Below are 17,015 nucleotides of genomic sequence, written 5' to 3'. Positions count from 1 at the left end.
CGGTGCAGAGAGGAGGCATGCCGCAAGGTCTCGACAGGCTCCGTGGGCCGGAGCGAGCGGGCGGGGCGCTGGTCGCCCTCCCGATCGCATGGATCGTCCTGGTCTGCGTGATCGATGTCCTCGCACCCTCCCACATCCACCTGGGCCCGCTGCTCGTCGCGGCCCCGGCGATCACGCCGTCGTTCGGCGGGCCCCGGACGGTGGGACTGGTGGCCGCGCTGGCCGTGGTCGCACAGACGGTCATCGGAGTGCTGCGCACCGCCTCCCTGTACCTCGCCGCCGAGGCCAAGGCCCAGATCCGTCCTGCGCGAGGGCCGGCCCACGACGATGAGCGCCGCCCGCCCCGCACCCCCGCTGGGGCTGGGGCAGCTGGCGGATGCGAGCTACCACGTCGAAGGCTTCCCGTTCGAACCGGGAGACCTGCTCCTGCTGTACACGGACGGCGTCACCGAGGCACGCGACCCCGCCGGCACCTTGTACCCGCTCACCGAGCGCATCACCGGCTGGGCCGAGCGCGACTGCGACGCCTTCGTCGGCCGCTTCCGCCACGACCTGCTCCGCCATGTCGGCGGACGGCTGGACGACGACGCGGTCATGATCGCCATCGAGTGCCCCGAGGTCGGCTGCCGGGTCTCACGCGATGCGGTAGGGGGCCGGAGGGGAGGGGGTCGGACGGAAGGCGTACGGACAGGGGCGACGTATGGACGGGGAGACGTACGGCTTTTTCGGCTGCGGGAGGTGTGATGTTCAAACGTCTGATGTTTGTGTAGGGTGCTCGCATGAAACGCATCAACGCACCACGGCGGGCGGCCAGCCTGTCCGCCCAGCTCGTGGACAGTCTCCGTGCACACATCGAGGCGGGGGGCTGGCCGGTGGGGACGCGGATCCCGCCGGAGCAGGTCCTCATGGAGGAGCTCGGGGTCGGACGCAGCACGCTGCGCGAGGCGATCGGCGCACTCGTGCACCTGGGGCTGCTGGAGCCCCGAGCGGGCGACGGCACCTACGTCTGCTCCTCGAGCGAGCTCCAGTCGGTCATGGTGCGCCGGGCGAGCTCCGCGCAGCGGGACAAGGTGCTGGAGCTGCGGACCGTTCTGGAGGAGTACGCCTCGGGAGCCGCCGCCCTGCGCCGGAGCGAGGCGCAGTTGCGGCAGCTGCGGGAGCTGCTGGCCGACGCCGACGCGGCCAGCGCCGGCGAGGACACGGCCGCGGCGACGGGCGTCGACGCGCTGTTCCACCGGGCCGTGGTCCGGGCGAGCGGGAACGACCTGCTGGTCGAGGTGTACGACTACCTCGGTACGGCCCTCACCTCGTCCCTCGGCGGTCTGCCCTGGGACGCCGCCCACGCCGAGGACCACGCCCGCCTGCACCGGCGGCTCGTCGACGCGATCGAGGTCCGGGACGCGGGCGGCGCCCGGGACGCGGCGGCCGCGATCGTCCGGCTCACCCGCGACCACGAGACCGGCACACCCCGGGACGAGGAGGAGCGATGAGCCGGCAGCCGGTCGCGGCATCCCGCCGGCACTCCGCCACCGGGTCGGCGGCCGCCGACCGCGCCGACACCGCCCGGCCCGCCGTGACGGTCGGGCTCCTCGTGGCCATCTGCCTCGTGGCGGCCAACCTGCGCACCACCCTCACCGGTGTCGGCGCCCTGCTGCCGGAGATCGAGCGGGGCAGCGGCCTGACGTCGAGCTGGGGCGGGCTGCTGAGCACCCTCCCGCTGCTGACCTTCGCCGCGACGTCGCCGCTGGTCGCCCGGGCCTCCCACCGGTGGGGCAGCGCGCGCCTGCTGGTGGCGGCGCTCGGTGTGCTGGCCGTCGGGACGGTGGTCCGCTCCCTGCCCTCGGTGGTCTGCCTGTTCGCCGGAACGGTGATCCTCTCCGCGGCCATCGCGTTCGGCAACGTGCTGCTGCCCGCCCTGATCCGGCGCAACGTGCCCGCGCAGCGCATCCAGAGCGTCAGCGCTCTCTACGTGACGGTCATGGGCCTCATGGCCGCGGTCTCCTCCGGAATCTCCGCACCGCTGGCCCACACCGTGCCGGGTTCCTGGCACACCGCGCTGGCCTGGGGCGTCGCCTTCACCGTCGCGGCCTTTCTCGCCTGGCTGCCCCGGCTGCGGGGCGACCAGCCGCAGGCGTCCGCGGGCGGGACCCACAGCCCGGTTCCGTGGCGGTCGCGGATCGCCTGGCAGGTCACCTTCTTCATGGGCCTGCAATCCCTGGCCTTCTACACCGCCGTCGCGTGGCTGCCCAGCATCCTGGCCGACCGGGGCACGAGCAGCACCGCGGCCGGCTGGATGCTGTTCTACTACCAGGTGGTGTCGCTGGCCGCCAGCAGCCTCCTGCCCCTGCTCACCCGGGGCCGGCACGACCAGCGCTGGAGCGCGGCCGGGGCCTCGGTCCTGGTGGGGGCCGGTTTCACCGTCCTGGTCGCCGCCCCCGCGCTGTCCGTCCTGGCGTGCACCCTGCTCGGACTCGGCGGCGGCGCCTGCCTCGTCCTCGCGCTCACCTTCCAGAGCCAGCGCGCGAGCAGCTCGGGGGAGGCCGCCGCGCTGGCCGGCATGGCCCAGTCCGTCGGCTACCTCGTGGCGGCGGCCGGCCCCCTCCTGCTGGGCATCCTGCACGACGCCACGGACAGCTGGACCCTGCCGCTCACCGTCCTGGCCCTCCTCGGCATCGCCACGGCGGTCGCCGGGCACGGCGCGGGACAGGATCGCCACATAGGCGGCTCCTCGCGCTGATGCCACGCGGCGGCACGGCCGACCGGTCCGGGGGTGCGCCGGACCGGTCGGCCGTGCCGTGGCCGGTCGGTGTTCGGTGGCCGGCCCGTGGTCCGTGGCCGGTCGGGGGCCGCGTCAGTGGTGGCCGTGCGGCCGGAGCCACTGCGGCCGGTGCGCGGCGGGACGGCGGTGTCCGGCCGGCTCGTCGGCGGTGTCGGCGCTGCTGCCCGGACCCTCCAGCCGGCCGGCCAGCGCGTCACGCTCGGCGGTGGCCTGCCGGGCGGTCTCCCGTTCCCTGCGGCGCTTCTTGCCGCGGTGGCGTGCCAGTACCGTCCCGGCCAGGAGCATCCACATGCCCAGGCCGAAGATCAGGGTCAGGGCGATGCCGCCCAGAAACGCCCCGAGCGTACTGATCGTGAATGGCTCGCTCCCCAGCAGGGTCACGGTGTAGTCCGGACCGCCTGACAGGTTGTAGGCGATCAGCAGGCCTGCGAAGGCGGCGGCGCCCGCCATGAGCAGGAGGCCCAGCACCAGCATGTCTCTCACCTCGTCGCACGTGGATGTCCTCCATCCGGGTCACCATGAGGAATCGGGCAAAACGCGCGATTTGGGTGCGCGAGTACCGCTTGCCGCGGTGGTCGCCCCCGGCATGCCGCACGGTGCCCGGTCCGTGCCGGGCGCGTCCCGGACGTAACGGGCTGTCACCCCGCTCTCCCTAGGGCAGAAGTGGCGCCCGTCGACGGGACGCGGCCGGTCGTCCCGCCGCCTCCGGTACCGCCCGGTCTCCGGCGCGGCGCGGCGGCGTTCTACGCTGGCCGCCGAGCGCCGCTGCGCGCCGCCGCGCGGCGCCCGGCCAGTGACCCCTGATGCCCCGGAGTAGGAGACCCGCCTGTGGATCTGCGAGCCGCCCTGGACGCCCACCGCCTCGTCGCCATCGTGCGCGGCGGCGACAAAGACGCCGCGCTGCGCACCGTGCTGACGCTGGCCGAGGAGGGCGTGGAGCTGATCGAGGTGTCGCTGACCGGCAAGGACGCCCTCCTGGTCATCGAACGCGCCAGAGCGGCCCTCGGCCCCGACCGGCCCCTGGGCGCCGGTACGGTGCTCACCGCCGCCGACGCCGTGGCCGCCCACCGCGCCGGAGCCGACTTCGCGGTCACCCCGGGACTGGGGGAGGGCGTCACGGCGGCCCGCGAGCGGGGCATGCCCGTCCTGGCCGGCGTCATGACACCCACCGACGTCATCACCGCGCGCGCCCTCGGCGCCACCGCGCTGAAGATCTTCCCGGCGGCCCAGGCGGGCGGACCGGCCTACGTCAAGGCGCTGCGCGGACCCTTCCCCGACGAGGCCCTCGTGCCCGTCGGCGGCGTCGACGAGGCGGCGGCCCGCGCCCACCTCGCCGCCGGGGCCAACGCCGTCGGGGTGGGTTCCCCGCTGATCGGCGACGCCGCCGACGGAGGCAGCCTCGACGGCCTCCGCGCCCGCGCCCGCGCGTTCCGCGCCGCCGTGCGGGAGGCCCGGCCGTGACCGGCCCACGGCCCGCGCCGGAGCGGGACGACGACGCCGTGGCAGGCCGGCCGGCGAACACCGCAGCCGATCCGGCCACCAGCCCCTGGCGGCCACCGCGCGGACCGGTGGTGTGCCTGGGCGAGACCATGGCGGCCCTGGCCCCGGCCCCTTCGCACGCGCTGGACGACGCCGACTCCCTGTGCCTCGCGGTGGCGGGCGCGGAGTCGAACGTGGCGATGTACCTCGCGGACCTGGGCCGCCCCGTCTCCTGGCTCTCGGCGGTCGGTGACGACGCGCTCGGCCGGCGGGTGCGCTCGACCGTCGCGCGGGCCGGCGTGGACGTTTCGGGCGTGCGTACCGACCCGGCGCGGCCGACCGGTCTGCTCCTGAAGGACCCGGGCGCCACCGGTACCCGCGTGCACTACTACCGCGCGGGTTCGGCGGCCTCGGCCCTCGGCCCCGACCTCCTGGACGACGAGCGGATCGGTGGGGCCGCCCTGCTCCACCTGACCGGGGTGACGCCGGCCCTGTCCCCGTCCTGCCGGGCCCTGGTGGAACGGGCGCTGCACACCCCGCCGGAGCGACGCGCGCACGCCGTAAGCTTCGACGTCAACCACCGCCCCGCCCTGTGGCCGCCGGACACGGCCGCAACGGTGCTGCGCGAGCTGGCCGATCGCGCCGACATCGTCTTCGTCGGCCTGGACGAGGCGCAGGGCCTGTGGGGCGCCGACCTGGACGCCACGGACGTCCGCCGGCTGCTGAGCCGCCCGCGTGTCCTGGTCGTCAAGGACGGCGGCCGGGGCGCCACCGCGTTCACCGGGCACGGCGCGTGCACCGTGCCCGCCCTGGCCACCGAGGTCGTGGAGCCGGTCGGCGCGGGCGACGCGTTCGCCGCCGGATTCCTCGCCGGACTGGGCCAGGGCACGGACCTCGTCCGGGCCCTGCGGCTGGGCCACCTCACGGCCGCCTCCGCGCTGAAGGTGGTCGGCGACCACGGACCCCTGCCCGACGAGGGCACCGTCGAGGCGATGCTGGCCCTCGCCGAGCAGGACTGGTGTCAGGCGCTGATGTCGTAGAGCACGAACTCCTCCCACGAGCCCGTCACTTCGGTGGAGCGGGCGCGCAGCGCGTACTGGAGCGAGCCGGTGTAGCCGTTCTCCATCGCGACGAAGAGCCCGTTGAGCGTGGACTGGAGCGCCCAGCGGTCCAGGGTCTCGTTGTAGTAGAGGACGAACCGCTCCCAGCCGCCCACACTGGTGGAGCGGGCGCGCAGCACGTTCTGTGCGCTGCCGGTGTAGTTCTTCTCCACCGCCACGTAGCGGTCGTTGGCCAGGGACCGCAGCGCGTAGGTCTGCGTGGCCTCGTCCCACTCGAAGGCGTAGCTCTCCCAGGAGCCGCCGAACTCGGTCGAACGGGCCCGCTGGACACCGGTGTTCGGCTCGACGTAGTTCTTCTCGGTGGCCACGAAGCGGCTGTTGCGGGCCGACTGCACGGCCAGCAGCTCGGGCTCCGCGGCCGCGGCGGCGGTGTCCCCGGCGGCGAGCGGGGCCCGCAGGGCGTCCTTCTCCCCGGTGATCCGCGCCAGGGCGGTCGCGTCCACCGCCTCCCAGCCGGCCGGTACGGCGGCAGGACCGTCGGCGCGCGGGGCGGCGACGGCGGAGGGCACCGTCAGCGCGGACGCCGCGAGCAGGGCGCTCAGGGACAGCAGGACGGAGGTCGTACGTCTCACGGGAATTCCTCGGCTTTCGTCACACGGATACCGGGGCGGCGGGACGGGAATCCCGCGGGAAACGGCCCCGAGACATGACGGCGCCACCCCCGAATTACTCCGCACCCCCCAAAGGCCGCGGTCGGCACCCCTCCCCGGGTGCGTCGGCGGTCGCTGCGCCGACTCGGCGAAGCGCTTTCAGCATAGTGATGTTGAAGTGCGAACCGGTACCGTCCAGCCCTCAATTTCGACGATTCTGGGCTGCAATTGGGCGGCATTACGAATTCCGTGGTGCGCCGTTAATTCACCGGCAACGCGCCGTTATCCCGACCGTCGCCCCGTCGGCCGGGTGTCGTCAGCACGACCTGCTGGTGGCTCCGTCGACGACGAATCCGACCCCGATGCCGAGCATCCAGGTGTCCTTCGCCAGGGCCGTTCCCTCCTGGGTCGGGCGCAGGCTGCCCTCCTCGCGCATTCCCGGGGTGCGCAGATATAGGCCCACCAGTCCCGCCGAGAAGGCGGTCAGGCCGATGCCCGCCAGAGCCGTCGGCACGACCGGCAGAAGCAGCGCCGTGCCGAGCGCGATCTCACCGGCGGAGAGCAGCCGGACAAACGTCGCGGGCGGCAGTTTGCCGAGGAACGGATAGGTGTTCTTCGCCATTCCGTGCATCATGGCGGCGGTCTGCTCGTCGGCTCCGCGTTTGGCCAGACCGGAGTTGAGAATGAAGGCCCCGGTGGCCAGTCGCGGGGCGACATGCCTGAGCTCGACGGGCAGACGCATGGGGACTCCTAGCGACGTTTCCTCGTAGACACGCTCAGGCTAGGGCCGGCGTGTCCCCCGCGCAGCACGGACGTCCGGGGGCCTGCTCCGATCGGGTCACGGACGCCCCGGGCGCGTACGCCCGGCTCAGTACGGGGGGTTACTCCCGCCGCGGGACGCCTCGCCGACCGCCGACCGGCAGCGTGGACGGTGTGAAACTCAGCCGCCCCGCACGCCGGGCCTCCCTCGTCGTCCATGCCGTCGCCTCCGCCGCATGGCTGGGGCTCACCGTCGGGCTGCTGGCGCTCGGCACCACCGCGGCGACCGGCGCCTCCCCGGCGGCGGTCGAGGCCGCCGTCCGCTGCATGAAGCTGTTCGCCGACTGGCTGCTGCTCCCGCTCGCCCTGCTCACCCTGGCGAGCGGCCTGCTGCTGTCGCTGGGCACGCCCTGGGGTCTCGCCCGGCACCGGTGGGTGTACACGAAGTTCTGGCTGACCCTGGGCACGACCGTCGCCACGTTCTTCGCGCTGCGCCCCGGGGTGGACTCGGCGGTGGCGGCCGTGACCGCCGGCGAGCCGCTGCCCGACGCGGGGGACGTGCTCTTCGGGCCCGTGGTCTCCCTGTCCGCCTACGTCTTCATGACGGTGCTCTCGCTCCTCAAGCCCTGGGGACTCACCCGGCGCGGTCGCCGGCTGCGCGAGCGTCCCACGGGTGTCCGTCCGCCGCTCACCCGCTCGGGCCACGGGTGACATCGAGGCACCCCACCACCGGCGGCCGGCCCGGCGGCCCACCGCTGCGTCGCCGCCGGAGGGTTCGTAGCATGAGGTCATGAACGGTTCGGTCCCCGCCACGATGCGGGCGGCGTACATCGACGCGGTCGGACCGGCGGACGCCATCCGCCACGGAGAACTCCCCGTGCCGCCCGTGGGCCCCACGGACGTGCTGGTGCGGGTGACGGCCGTCGCCGCCAACCCGGTGGACACCTTCGTGCGGTCCGGCGCGTACGCCACCCCGCTGCCCTCGCCCTTCGTGGTCGGCCGCGACCTGGTGGGCGAGGTCGCCCTGGCCGGGCCCGGCGCCCCCGGCTTCACCGCCGGGCGGCGGGTGTGGTGCAACAGCCTCGGCCACGCGGGCCGGCAGGGTTCCTTCGCCCAGTACGCGACCGTCGCCGCCGAGCGCCTCTACCCGGCGCCGTCCGGCGTCGACGCGGAGCACCTCGTGGCGGCCGCCCACCCGGCCGCCTCCGCCTGGCTCGCCCTGTTCCGGCACGGGCGGCTGCGGGCGGGGGAGACCGTCTACGTCGGCGGCGGCGCCGGGAACGTGGGCGGCGCCGCCGTCGCCCTGGCCTCCCGGGCCGGGGCCCGCGTGATCGCCACGGCGCGTGCGGAGGACGCGGAGGCGGTGCGCGGCCTGGGCGCCGCGGAGGTCCTCGACCACCGCGCGCCCGACCTCGGCGCCCGCATGCGCCGGGCCGCGCCCGACGGCTACGACGTGCACCTGGACACGTCCGGTCACGGGGCGCTCGCCGACGCCGTGGACTCGCTGGCCCGGGGCGGGCGGCTGGTCGCGATGGTGGGACTGGGCACCGGGCCGTCCGCGTTGCCCGTGGGCGCGCTCTACACCAAGGACGCGAGCATCGTGGGCTTCGCCATCAGCAACGCCACGACCGCCGACCTCGCCGAGGCGGCGCGGGGCGTGGCGGACGTCCTCACCAACACCCCGTGGCGCCCGCGCATCGCCGACCGGCTGCCGCTGTCGAAGGCCGCCGAGGCCCACCGCAGGCTGGAGGCCGGGGACGTGCGCGGACGCCTGGTCCTCACGCCTTCTTGATCGTCTTTCCGGCCCGGCGGGCCCGGTCCATCATGGACACGATGGAGGAACCCGGGAAACCGTCGCCAGAGCGTGGAGGCATCAGGAATGCGCCGTGAAGACCTGCCGGCCCCGGAGTCGGGACTGCTGCTCACCCACTTCCTCACCGTGGCCGACGTGCCGCGCTCGCGTGCCTTCTACTCCGAGGTGCTCGGCGGCGAGGTCGTGCTCGCGGAGAACCCGTGCATCGTCAGGCTCGCGAACAGCTGGCTCATCATGAACCCGGGCGGGGGCCCGACGCCGGACAAGCCCGACGTCACCCTGCGCCCGCCGGACGACCCGGCAACGGCGACGAGCTTCCTCAACATCCGGGTGGCCGACATCGGGCGCTGCCACCGCGAGTGGAGCGCGCTCGGTGCCGAGTTCCTCACCCCGCCGATCGACCGGAAGGCCGAGCTGCGCTGCTACCTGCGCGATCCCGACGGATACCTGATCGAGGTCGGCCAGGCCACCGGGCTGCTGGAGGGCATCCTCGCCGATCCGCCCGCGGGACAGGACTGACGCGTCCGGCGCATCCGACCGACCCGTCCGGCAGGGCGGCTCAGGGCTGCGGACGGACGGTCAGCAGCTGCTGGGCGTGGCCGACGGGGCCGTCCAGGTCGTGGAGCACGGTGCTGGTGATGCCCTGACCGGTGGGCCCGAAGACGACGGTGGTGTCCAGGCCGGTCCAGCGGCCCCGCGGCGCCCGGTGCAGGTGCAGGGTCAGATCCACGTTCGGGAACATCCATTCCCGCGGCGACTGCCGCACCGCGATGCCGTTGGCCGTGTCGACCAGCGCGACGTACGAGGCCAGCGGGCTCGCGCTCTCCCCGGCGACCAGGTCGAGGCCGGTGGAGATCCAGGCGGTGGTGCGGCCCGGCCGGGGCGGGGCCAGCGGGCGCACGTCCAGGGAGGCGATGTACCCGCCGGGCCACTCGGTGTCCATCGGCCAGCGGGCCAGCGTGTCCGGTCCGGTGAGCCGGTCGGCGCCGCCCCCGGCGACGGCGCTCGTGTCCCCGTCCGCCAGCAGCCAGACCCGGGCCCGCGCCACCGACCGGTCCGCGATCAGCACGGTCGCCTCGACCAGCTCGATGGTGCGTCCCGGCCGGACGGTCTCCACCCGTATCTCGCACTCGTCCAGCGCCGGACGGCCCAGGATGTCGAAGCTGATCCGGCTCAGCGACATCGCCGCACCGGCCCGGCCCGCCAGGTACCGGTCGACGGCGTGGACGATCAGACCCCCGAGCGGACTGAAGTGCTGTTCGTCCGAGCTCCACGCGCCGCCCGCGTGCGGGGTGGGCTTGTAGCGGTGCTCGTCGATCCGCTCGTAGTAGCTGTCCGGGGTCGCTGTGCTGGTGTTCAACGGGGTGCTCCTGGAACGACGGCGGTGACGCGTACGACGACCGCGGCGGCGGGCGTGACGGCGCCGCCAAGGCCGCGACCAGGATAGTTCGGCGGTGAATCGGGCCGCGGCGGAGTGGGGCGCCCCCGGCTGGGAACTCAGACGGTCCAGAAAGAGCCGAGGGCGGCGCGCACGCGAAGGAGTACCGCGATGGCCAGGAAACGTGACGACGGCGAGCACCTCAGGAAGGGTGACAAGGTCACCTGGAGCAGCCACGGCTCCCGCACCGAGGGCGAGGTGGAGAAGAAGATCACCAAGCGCACCGAAGCGGCCGGCCGTACCGTGGACGCCTCCTCCGACGACCCGCAGTACCAGGTCCGCAGCGACAAGTCGGGCAGGTCGGCGGTGCACAAGCCGTCCGCGCTGAAGAAGAAGTGAGGCGCCATGGACGGTGACGAACAGGACGAGACCCGGGACGCCTTCCACGAACTGGTCAACATGACACCGGCCGAACTGGACCGCTGGCTCGACACCGACGAGTCGCGGGACGCCGGGCACCACCAGGACGGCGGCGAGTCCGTCGGCCACGCGTCCGGCCGCCGGATCGTGGAGATCCTGCACAAGAACAAGGGCGACCTCTCGGACGACGACTACGAGCACATGCGCAAGGTCGTCGGCTACGTCCGCCGCCACCTGGCCCAGCGTCCGTCGGGCGACGTCGAGGACACCCGGTGGCGGCACTCGCTCATGAACTGGGGCCACGACCCCCTGGCACGCCATGGATGACGACGACCCGCAGCGGCGCCCCGAGGGCGTCAGCGACGAGACGGTCGAGGCCCTGGGGTCGCTGTCCAAGTCCCTGGAGACGACCGAGTGCGCCCGCGGCCACCTGTTCGCCTTCCACCAGCACACCGGTGCGGCGGACTTCGAGCTCGACCGCGCGATCGAGCTGCTGCGCGCCGCGGGGCACCCGGAGTGGGCGGAGCGCGTGCGCACCGAGATCATGGGCCGCAACGTCATCCCCGGCCACTGGACGTTCCAGATCGTCGACGCCTACGACCGGACGTACTACCAGCCGTTCCGGGACCTGGAGCGGGAGGCGGTGGAGCGCCTCGCCGAGGGCCGCCGCCACCTCTACGAGGCGGAGCTGAAGGAGGTCCGCCGGACCCGGAACCACCCGGACCACACGTCCCGCCCGGACGGGCCCCGCCCCTGACGGCCGCCCGTGGCCTCCCTTGCCGGGCTCAGTCGCGTCCGCGGGCCCGCCGGAAGCGGTCCAGGCCCTCGGAGAGGTCGACGACGGGGTCGGGGTAGGCGTCGTACGCGGAACGCTCCGCCGCCACCAGCCGCCAGGGCTCGTGCACCGAGCGGCCCCCCAGCCCGGCCAGCTCGGGCACCCAGCGCCGTACGTACTCCCCGTCGGGGTCGAACCGCCGGGCCTGCGTGGTCGGGTTCAGGACCCGGTGCGGCCGGGTGTCGGTGCCGGTGCCCGCGGCCCACTGCCAGTTCAGCTGGTTGTTGGCCACGTCGCCGTCCGCGAGCAGCTCCAGGAAGTGCCGGGCGCCGACCCGCCAGTCCACGTACAGCGTCTTGGTGAGGAAACTGGCGACGAGCAGGCGGCCCCGGTTGTGCATCCAGCCCTCGTGCCGCAGCTGGCGCATCGCGGCGTCCACGATCGGGTAGCCGGTGCGCCCGTCCCGCCATGCGGCGACGTCCGCCTCGGCGGCCGGGCCGGTGCGCCAGCGGTCGTGCCGGGTGCGGTAGTCGGCGGCCGAGGAGTGCGGGCGGGCGGCCAGTACCTGGTGGTGGAAGTCCCGCCAGGCCAGCTGCCGTACGAAGGCCTCCGCGCCGGCACCGCCGGCGCGCCGGGCCCGGTGGACCAGCTCGACGGGGGAGATCGCGCCGAGGTGCAGGTCGGGGGAGAGCCGGGAGGTGGCGTCGCCGGCCAGGTCGTCGTGGTGGTCCGCGTAGCCGGCGACGCCGCCGCGCAGCCATGCCGTCATCCGCTTCCTGGCCGCCCGTTCCCCACCGGCCGGCAGCCCCGGGGACAGCCCCGTCAGGTCCCCGCGGGCGGGCAGCTGCTCCGAGCCGACGCCGTCCGGGACGGGCACCCGGCGCGGGGCGGCCAGCGGTTCGCGCACGGAACGCTCGCTCCAGCGCCGGAAGTACGGCGTGAAGACCGCGAAGTGGTCCGAGGCGGCCGGGGTGACGGACCCCGGGGCCAGCACGGTGGTCACGGCGTCGTGGACGTGCAGCCGGCAGCCCCGTGCCGCGAGGGCGGAGCGCAGGAGCTCCTCGCGCCGGTGCGCGTGCGCGCTGACGTCGGCCGCCAGGTGGACCTCGTCGGCCTCCGCCTCCCCGGCCACCGCGCACACCTGCTCGACCAGGTCGCCGGACCGGACGACCAGCCGCCCGCCCCGGTCCCGCAGCCCGGCGTCCAGGTCCCGCAGACAGTCGGCGAGGAGGGCGAGCCGGTTGGGCGCGGCGAACCCGGCGGCGTCCACGGCCCGGTCGCGGACGAACAGCGGCACCACCGCCCCGGCGCGGTCGAGGGCCGCGCGCAGCGGCGGATGGTCGTGCAGCCGCAGGTCGCGGGTGAACAGGACGACCGACGTGGCCATGGCGCTCCTCGCAGGGATCTCGGGCGGGCGACGGTACCGGAGCGGCGGGCCCCCGACCCGGGGACGCGCGGGCCACCGCCGGGTTCAGGACCCGGAGCGGTCGCGGACCGGACCCGGCCGTCCGGCGTCGTGGGCGGCGGCGCGGGCGATGTTGCGGGCCATGCCGCCGAAGACCACGGCGTGGAAGGGCCACACGCTCCACCAGTAGGCATGGCCCGCCAGCCCGTGGGGATGGAACAGCGCCCGCTGGCGGTAGCGCGTCCGGCCCGCGTCGTCGGTCCCGGCGTACATCTCCAGCCAGGCGAGCCCCGGCAGCCGCATCTCGGCGCGCAGTCGCAGCAGCCGCCCGGGGACGATCTCCTCCACCCGCCAGAAGTCGAGCGAGTCGCCGACCCGCAGCCGCGCGGCGTCCCGGCGCCCCCGGCGCAGGCCCACCCCGCCGACCAGCCGGTCCAGCCAGCCCCGTACCGCCCAGGCCAATGGGAAGGAGTACCAGCCGTGGTCGCCGCCGATGCCCTCGACGACCCGCCACAACGCGTCCGGCGGCGCGTCGACCGTCAGCGTCCGGTCGTCGGTGTAGAGGCTGCCGCCGGCCCAGTCGGGGTCGGTGGGCAGCGGGTCGCTGGGCGCCCCGGGCACGGACGCGGACGACCAGCGGGTGGTGACCCGGGCCTCCCGCACCCGTTGCAGGGCCAGCCGCAGCGCGTCGTCGAAGCCGAGGGGGTAACCCGGTGGCGGCGGGACGTACCGGACGATGTCGTTCTCGCCGCACACCACCTCGTGCCGCAGCGACTCGGTGAGCGGGCGCGCGATGGCCGCCGGGACCGGCGTGACCAGCCCGACCCAGTGACTGGACAGCCCGGGCGACAGCATCGGCACCGGCAGGATCAGCCGCCTCGGCAGCTCGGCGACCCGGGCGTAGCGCACCATCATGTCCCGGTAGGTGAGGATGTCCGGGCCGCCGATGTCGAAGGTGCGGGAGACCTCCTGCGGCATGGTCGCGCTGCCCACCAGGGCACGCAGCACGTCCCGGACGGCGACCGGCTGGATGCGGGTGTGGACCCAGCTGGGCGTGACCATCACCGGCAGCCGCTCGGTGAGGTAGCGCAGCATCTCGAAGGAGGCCGAGCCGGAGCCGATGACGACCGCCGCGCGCAGCACGGTCGTGGGCACGCCGGAGGCCAGCAGGATCCGGCCCACCTCGGCGCGGGAGCGCAGGTGCGGAGACAGCTCGCCCTCCGGCACCCCGGCCGGGGTCAGGCCGCCCAGGTAGACGATGCGCCGCACGCCCGCCGCCTTGGCCCGCGTGGCGAAGGTGCGCGCCGCCCGCCGGTCGGTGGCCTCGAAGTCGTCGCCGGTGCCGAGCGCGTGCACCAGGTAGTAGGCGACGTCGACGCCCTCCATCGCCCGCGCCACCGAGCCGGCGTCGGTCACGTCGCCGTGCACCACCTCCGCGCGTCCTGCCCACGGATGGTCGCGCAGCTTGTGCGGGGAGCGGGCCAGGCACCGCACCCGGTGTCCGGCGTCCAGCAGCTCGGGCACGAGACGGCCCCCGACGTACCCCGTCGCCCCGGTGACCAGGCAGCGCAGGCCGCCGCCCGCGCCACCCGCCCCGCCCGCGCCGCTCGTCCGGTCGGGTCCTTCGCCTGCCTGGCTCATGTGGCTCCGTCGCTCGCGGGGACAGTCGTCACCCTGACCCCTTCCCCGGGACGGGCCGCGACCGACGCGTCCCGGCCCAGGTCGACCCTTCTATACGCTGATCGCGTGGCGACAGCGAACCAGCGCGGACAGCACGCGCACGAGCGGGGGACCGGTCCCGGCCCCGAGGCGAGCGACCTGCACGTCCTCGCCGCACAACTGCGGCGGATGAACGGCGAGATCAACCGCCTGGTACACGGCTTCGCCGGCCGCCACGGCCTGCACGCCACCGACGTCCAGGCGCTCGCCGCGATCCTGGACGCGCGCGAGCCCATGACACCGGGGCGGCTGCGCGAGCACCTGGGGCTGACCTCGGGCGCGGTGACGGCCTGCGTGGACCGGCTGGAGCGCGCGGGGCACGTGCGCCGGGTCCGGGAGAGCGCCGACCGCCGGGTCGTGCACCTGCGCTACGTGCCCGAGGCCCGGGAAGCGGCCCGGACGTACTTCCTTCCGCTGGCCGAGGCAGCCGCCGCCACGCGATCGCGCTTCGACGACGACGAACTGGCGGTCGTGGTCCGTTTCCTGACGGCGATGAACGAGGACCTGGGACTCGTGCGGTCCGACGAGCGCTGAGCCGCCCGGCGGTACCGCATACGGGGGAGTGACCCGGGGCACACGCGGTGTGTCATGACGGTCCGAAGTAACTCAATCATTGAGATTGTTTATGATCGAGTCACTTTTCGTCGCCCCGCAGACCTGGAGACCCGACACCGATGTCCACCCCTTCCCGACGGGCCCGTTGGCTCGTCCCCGCGGTCCTGCTCCTGGTCTGGCTCGGCATCGGCGGAGCGCTCGGCCCGTACGCCGGGAAGCTCGGCGAGGTCGCCACCAACGACCAGGCCGCCTTCCTGCCCCGCAGCGCGGAGTCCACCCGGGTCATCGACGCCCAGGAGGCCTTCCAGCAGGACGAGACGCTCCCGGTGATCGTCGTGTGGACCGCCGACGACGGCGGCCCGGCCACCGGCCACCGGGCCGAGGCCACCCGCGCCGTCGCCTCCCTGGCGGGTGAACCCGGTGTCGTCGGGCAGGCGTCGCCCGCGCTGCCCTCCGAGGACGGCGAAGCCCTCCAGGCCGTCGTCCAGGTCGAACCCGACCTCGGCGACGCGCTGCCCGACGTCCTGGCGGGCATCGGCGACGCGGCCGGGCAGGTGCCGGGCACCCGGGCGCAGCTGGCCGGCCCCGCGGCCTCCCAGGCCGACCTCTCCGACGCCTTCTCGGGCATCGACGGACTGCTGCTCGGCGTCGCGCTGATCACCGTCCTGGTGATCCTGCTGCTCGTCTACCGCAGCGTGCTGCTGCCCCTGGTCATCATCCTGGGTGCCGTGTTCGCCCTGGGCCTGGCCTGCGCCATCGTCTACGCGCTCGCCGAGCGGGACGTCGTACGCGTCGACGGGCAGGTCCAGGGCATCCTCTCCATCCTGGTCATCGGCGCCGCCACCGACTACGCCCTGCTGCTCACCGCCCGCTTCCGCGAGGAGCTGGCCCGGCACCCGGACCGCTTCACCGCCGTGCGCGCCGCCCTGCGGGCCTCCTGGGGTGCCGTGGTGGCCAGCGCGGCGACCGTCGCCCTCGCGCTGCTGGCCCTGCTGCTCAGCGACCTGACCAACAACCGCGCGCTCGGACCCGTCGGCGCCATCGGCATCGTCTGCGCCGTACTGTCCACCCTCACCTTCCTGCCCGCCGTCCTGGTCCTGCTCGGCCGCGCCGCCTACTGGCCGGCCCGGCCCGTACGGACCGGTGACCCGGAGGCCGGGCACCGGCTGTGGCACCGGGTCGCGGAACTGGTGGACCGGGCCCCGCGCCGCATCTGGGCGGTCTCGCTGGCCGCGCTGCTCGCCTGCGCCGCCTTCGCCCCGACGCTGACCTCCAAGGGGGTGCCCCTGGACGAGATCTTCGTGAACGACACCCCGTCGGTCGCCGCGCAGCAGACGCTGGCCCGGCACTTCCCCGGCGGTTCGGGCAACCCCGCCGTGATCATCGCCGAGGCCGACCGGCTGGACCCGGTGCTCACGGCCGCCCGCGAGACCCCCGGCGTCGCCTCGGCCGCCCCGGTGACCGCGTCGGGCCGTCCCGGCGGCGGCGAACCCAAGGTGGTCGACGGGCGCGTACGGGTCGACGCGACGCTCCGCGCACCGGCCGACAGCGACGCCGCCAAGAACACGGTGGCGCGGCTCAGGACGGCCGTCCACGACGTCCCCGGCGCGGACGCGCTCGTCGGGGGCTACACCGCCCAGCAGTACGACACCCAGCGCACCGCCGAGCACGACCGGACGCTGATCGTGCCGGTGGTCCTCGCCATCATCCTGGTCATCCTGATCGCCCTGCTGCGCTCGCTGCTGATGCCGGTGCTGCTGGTGGCGACGGTGGCGCTGAACTTCGTGGCGACCCTGGGCGTCTCGGCACTGGTCTTCACCCACGTGTTCGGCTTCAGCGGCACGGACGCCTCCGTCCCGCTGTACGGCTTCGTCTTCCTGGTCGCCCTCGGCGTGGACTACAACATCTTCCTCATGTCCCGGGTCCGGCAGGAGGCGCTGCACCACGGGGTGCGACAGGGCATCCTGCGCGGACTGACCGCCACCGGCGGCGTGATCACCTCGGCCGGTGTCGTCCTCGCCGCCACCTTCGCCGCGCTCGGCGTCATCCCCCTTGCGTTCCTGGTGCAGATCGCCTTCATCGTGGCCTTCGGCGTCCTGCTGGACACGCTGGTGGTGCGCTCGCTGCTGGTCCCGGCGCTCGCCCGCGACATCGGCGCCGCCGCCTGGTGGCCCGGGCGGTTGGGGCACCGGGACCGGACGGAACGGGACTGACCCGGGCCG

General features: G+C 74.5%; 18 protein-coding genes and 1 pseudogene. 13 read left to right on the top strand and 6 right to left on the bottom strand.

Annotated features, from left to right (window positions below; genetic code table 11):
- Positions 1-17: 17 nt before the first annotated feature.
- The 3 genes and pseudogenes from B9W62_RS03505 to B9W62_RS03495 form a co-directional block, all read left to right on the top strand.
- Positions 18-606: pseudogene (locus B9W62_RS03505) on the top strand (SpoIIE family protein phosphatase); the annotation flags it as partial.
- Between the two features lie 173 nt (positions 607-779).
- The gene (locus B9W62_RS03500) at positions 780-1,490 is read left to right on the top strand and encodes a FadR/GntR family transcriptional regulator (RefSeq protein ID WP_087805097.1); all 711 of its coding nucleotides are present in this window, start codon (positions 780-782) and stop codon (positions 1,488-1,490) included.
- The gene (locus tag B9W62_RS03495) at positions 1,487-2,737 is read left to right on the top strand and encodes a CynX/NimT family MFS transporter (RefSeq protein WP_087805095.1); all 1,251 of its coding nucleotides are present in this window, start codon (positions 1,487-1,489) and stop codon (positions 2,735-2,737) included. Before B9W62_RS03500 ends, B9W62_RS03495 begins: the two co-directional genes overlap by 4 nt.
- 114 nt (positions 2,738-2,851) lie before the next feature.
- Here B9W62_RS03495 and B9W62_RS03490 read toward each other — a convergent pair whose 3' ends face one another.
- A complete protein-coding gene (locus tag B9W62_RS03490; protein ID WP_087805093.1) occupies positions 2,852-3,253 on the bottom strand; it encodes a hypothetical protein in 402 nt (133 codons plus the stop codon).
- A gap of 354 nt (positions 3,254-3,607) precedes the next feature.
- Between B9W62_RS03490 and B9W62_RS03485 the strand changes: the two genes are divergently transcribed.
- Positions 3,608-4,240, top strand: a complete 633-nt coding sequence (locus tag B9W62_RS03485; RefSeq protein WP_087805091.1) for a bifunctional 4-hydroxy-2-oxoglutarate aldolase/2-dehydro-3-deoxy-phosphogluconate aldolase — start codon at positions 3,608-3,610, stop codon at positions 4,238-4,240.
- The gene (locus tag B9W62_RS03480; protein ID WP_087805089.1) at positions 4,237-5,298 is read left to right on the top strand and encodes a sugar kinase; all 1,062 of its coding nucleotides are present in this window, start codon (positions 4,237-4,239) and stop codon (positions 5,296-5,298) included. Before B9W62_RS03485 ends, B9W62_RS03480 begins: the two co-directional genes overlap by 4 nt.
- Here the strand turns inward: B9W62_RS03480 and B9W62_RS03475 are convergent.
- Together B9W62_RS03475 and B9W62_RS03470 are read right to left on the bottom strand one after the other, a co-directional pair.
- A complete protein-coding gene (locus B9W62_RS03475) occupies positions 5,280-5,951 on the bottom strand; it encodes a fascin domain-containing protein (protein ID WP_087805087.1) in 672 nt (223 codons plus the stop codon). The genes B9W62_RS03480 and B9W62_RS03475 overlap by 19 nt on opposite strands.
- A gap of 334 nt (positions 5,952-6,285) precedes the next feature.
- A complete protein-coding gene (locus B9W62_RS03470) occupies positions 6,286-6,711 on the bottom strand; it encodes a hypothetical protein (protein WP_087805085.1) in 426 nt (141 codons plus the stop codon).
- A 191-nt stretch (positions 6,712-6,902) separates the two neighbouring features.
- Here B9W62_RS03470 and B9W62_RS03465 point away from each other — a divergent pair, with 191 nt between their 5' ends.
- From B9W62_RS03465 to B9W62_RS03455, 3 genes are all read left to right on the top strand, one after another.
- The gene (locus tag B9W62_RS03465; RefSeq protein ID WP_087811713.1) at positions 6,903-7,439 is read left to right on the top strand and encodes a DUF2269 domain-containing protein; all 537 of its coding nucleotides are present in this window, start codon (positions 6,903-6,905) and stop codon (positions 7,437-7,439) included.
- Between the two features lie 79 nt (positions 7,440-7,518).
- On the top strand, positions 7,519-8,520 hold the full coding sequence (locus B9W62_RS03460; protein WP_087805083.1) for an NADPH:quinone reductase: 1,002 nt from the start codon (positions 7,519-7,521) through the stop codon (positions 8,518-8,520).
- Positions 8,521-8,607: 87 nt separating this feature from the next.
- Positions 8,608-9,060: a VOC family protein gene (locus B9W62_RS03455; protein WP_087805081.1), complete on the top strand. Its 453-nt coding sequence runs from the start codon at positions 8,608-8,610 to the stop codon at positions 9,058-9,060.
- Between the two features lie 40 nt (positions 9,061-9,100).
- Here B9W62_RS03455 and B9W62_RS03450 read toward each other — a convergent pair whose 3' ends face one another.
- Positions 9,101-9,901: a thioesterase family protein gene (locus B9W62_RS03450; protein ID WP_087805080.1), complete on the bottom strand. Its 801-nt coding sequence runs from the start codon at positions 9,899-9,901 to the stop codon at positions 9,101-9,103.
- Positions 9,902-10,090: 189 nt separating this feature from the next.
- Here B9W62_RS03450 and B9W62_RS03445 point away from each other — a divergent pair, with 189 nt between their 5' ends.
- Genes B9W62_RS03445 through B9W62_RS03435 form a run of 3 tightly spaced genes read left to right on the top strand, consistent with a single transcriptional unit; the run spans position 10,091 to position 11,096 of the window.
- On the top strand, positions 10,091-10,318 hold the full coding sequence (locus tag B9W62_RS03445; RefSeq protein ID WP_087805078.1) for a hypervirulence associated TUDOR domain-containing protein: 228 nt from the start codon (positions 10,091-10,093) through the stop codon (positions 10,316-10,318).
- A 6-nt stretch (positions 10,319-10,324) separates the two neighbouring features.
- A complete protein-coding gene (locus B9W62_RS03440; protein ID WP_087805077.1) occupies positions 10,325-10,666 on the top strand; it encodes a DUF3140 domain-containing protein in 342 nt (113 codons plus the stop codon).
- On the top strand, positions 10,659-11,096 hold the full coding sequence (locus B9W62_RS03435) for a hypothetical protein (protein ID WP_087805075.1): 438 nt from the start codon (positions 10,659-10,661) through the stop codon (positions 11,094-11,096). Before B9W62_RS03440 ends, B9W62_RS03435 begins: the two co-directional genes overlap by 8 nt.
- Positions 11,097-11,124: 28 nt before the next feature.
- On the opposite strand, the gene B9W62_RS03430 is transcribed toward B9W62_RS03435, so the two are convergent.
- On the bottom strand, positions 11,125-12,501 hold the full coding sequence (locus B9W62_RS03430; RefSeq protein ID WP_087805073.1) for a cryptochrome/photolyase family protein: 1,377 nt from the start codon (positions 12,499-12,501) through the stop codon (positions 11,125-11,127).
- 84 nt (positions 12,502-12,585) lie between these two features.
- Positions 12,586-14,160, bottom strand: coding sequence for an SDR family oxidoreductase (locus B9W62_RS03425; protein ID WP_087805071.1), 1,575 nt, complete (start codon positions 14,158-14,160; stop codon positions 12,586-12,588).
- A gap of 105 nt (positions 14,161-14,265) precedes the next feature.
- Here B9W62_RS03425 and B9W62_RS03420 point away from each other — a divergent pair, with 105 nt between their 5' ends.
- Both B9W62_RS03420 and B9W62_RS03415 read left to right on the top strand, forming a co-directional pair.
- Entirely contained in the window at positions 14,266-14,772 is a 507-nt protein-coding gene (locus B9W62_RS03420) for a MarR family winged helix-turn-helix transcriptional regulator (RefSeq protein ID WP_087805069.1), read from the top strand.
- Between the two features lie 140 nt (positions 14,773-14,912).
- The gene (locus B9W62_RS03415) at positions 14,913-17,006 is read left to right on the top strand and encodes an MMPL family transporter (RefSeq protein WP_087805067.1); all 2,094 of its coding nucleotides are present in this window, start codon (positions 14,913-14,915) and stop codon (positions 17,004-17,006) included.
- Positions 17,007-17,015: the final 9 nt, after the last annotated feature.

The sequence above is a fragment of the Streptomyces sp. CS113 genome, assembly GCF_002188365.1.
Taxonomy (GTDB): Bacteria; Actinomycetota; Actinomycetes; order Streptomycetales; family Streptomycetaceae; genus Streptomyces; species Streptomyces tendae.
Note: the sequence above shows the minus strand (reverse complement) of the source record. Positions and strands in the feature narration are given on the sequence as shown.

Excerpts from the sequence above, each read along its gene's own strand:
- B9W62_RS03500 (WP_087805097.1), top strand. The coding sequence starts at position 780 with ATGAAACGCATCAACGCACCACGGCGGGCGGCCAGCCTGTCCGCCCAG.
- B9W62_RS03495 (WP_087805095.1), top strand. The coding sequence starts at position 1,487 with ATGAGCCGGCAGCCGGTCGCGGCATCCCGCCGGCACTCCGCCACCGGG.
- B9W62_RS03490 (WP_087805093.1), bottom strand. The coding sequence starts at position 3,253 with ATGCTGGTGCTGGGCCTCCTGCTCATGGCGGGCGCCGCCGCCTTCGCA.
- B9W62_RS03470 (WP_087805085.1), bottom strand. The coding sequence starts at position 6,711 with ATGCGTCTGCCCGTCGAGCTCAGGCATGTCGCCCCGCGACTGGCCACC.
- B9W62_RS03460 (WP_087805083.1), top strand. The coding sequence starts at position 7,519 with ATGAACGGTTCGGTCCCCGCCACGATGCGGGCGGCGTACATCGACGCG.
- B9W62_RS03455 (WP_087805081.1), top strand. The coding sequence starts at position 8,608 with ATGCGCCGTGAAGACCTGCCGGCCCCGGAGTCGGGACTGCTGCTCACC.
- B9W62_RS03445 (WP_087805078.1), top strand. The coding sequence starts at position 10,091 with ATGGCCAGGAAACGTGACGACGGCGAGCACCTCAGGAAGGGTGACAAG.
- B9W62_RS03440 (WP_087805077.1), top strand. The coding sequence starts at position 10,325 with ATGGACGGTGACGAACAGGACGAGACCCGGGACGCCTTCCACGAACTG.
- B9W62_RS03435 (WP_087805075.1), top strand. The coding sequence starts at position 10,659 with ATGGATGACGACGACCCGCAGCGGCGCCCCGAGGGCGTCAGCGACGAG.
- B9W62_RS03430 (WP_087805073.1), bottom strand. The coding sequence starts at position 12,501 with ATGGCCACGTCGGTCGTCCTGTTCACCCGCGACCTGCGGCTGCACGAC.
- B9W62_RS03425 (WP_087805071.1), bottom strand. The coding sequence starts at position 14,160 with ATGAGCCAGGCAGGCGAAGGACCCGACCGGACGAGCGGCGCGGGCGGG.
- B9W62_RS03415 (WP_087805067.1), top strand. The coding sequence starts at position 14,913 with ATGTCCACCCCTTCCCGACGGGCCCGTTGGCTCGTCCCCGCGGTCCTG.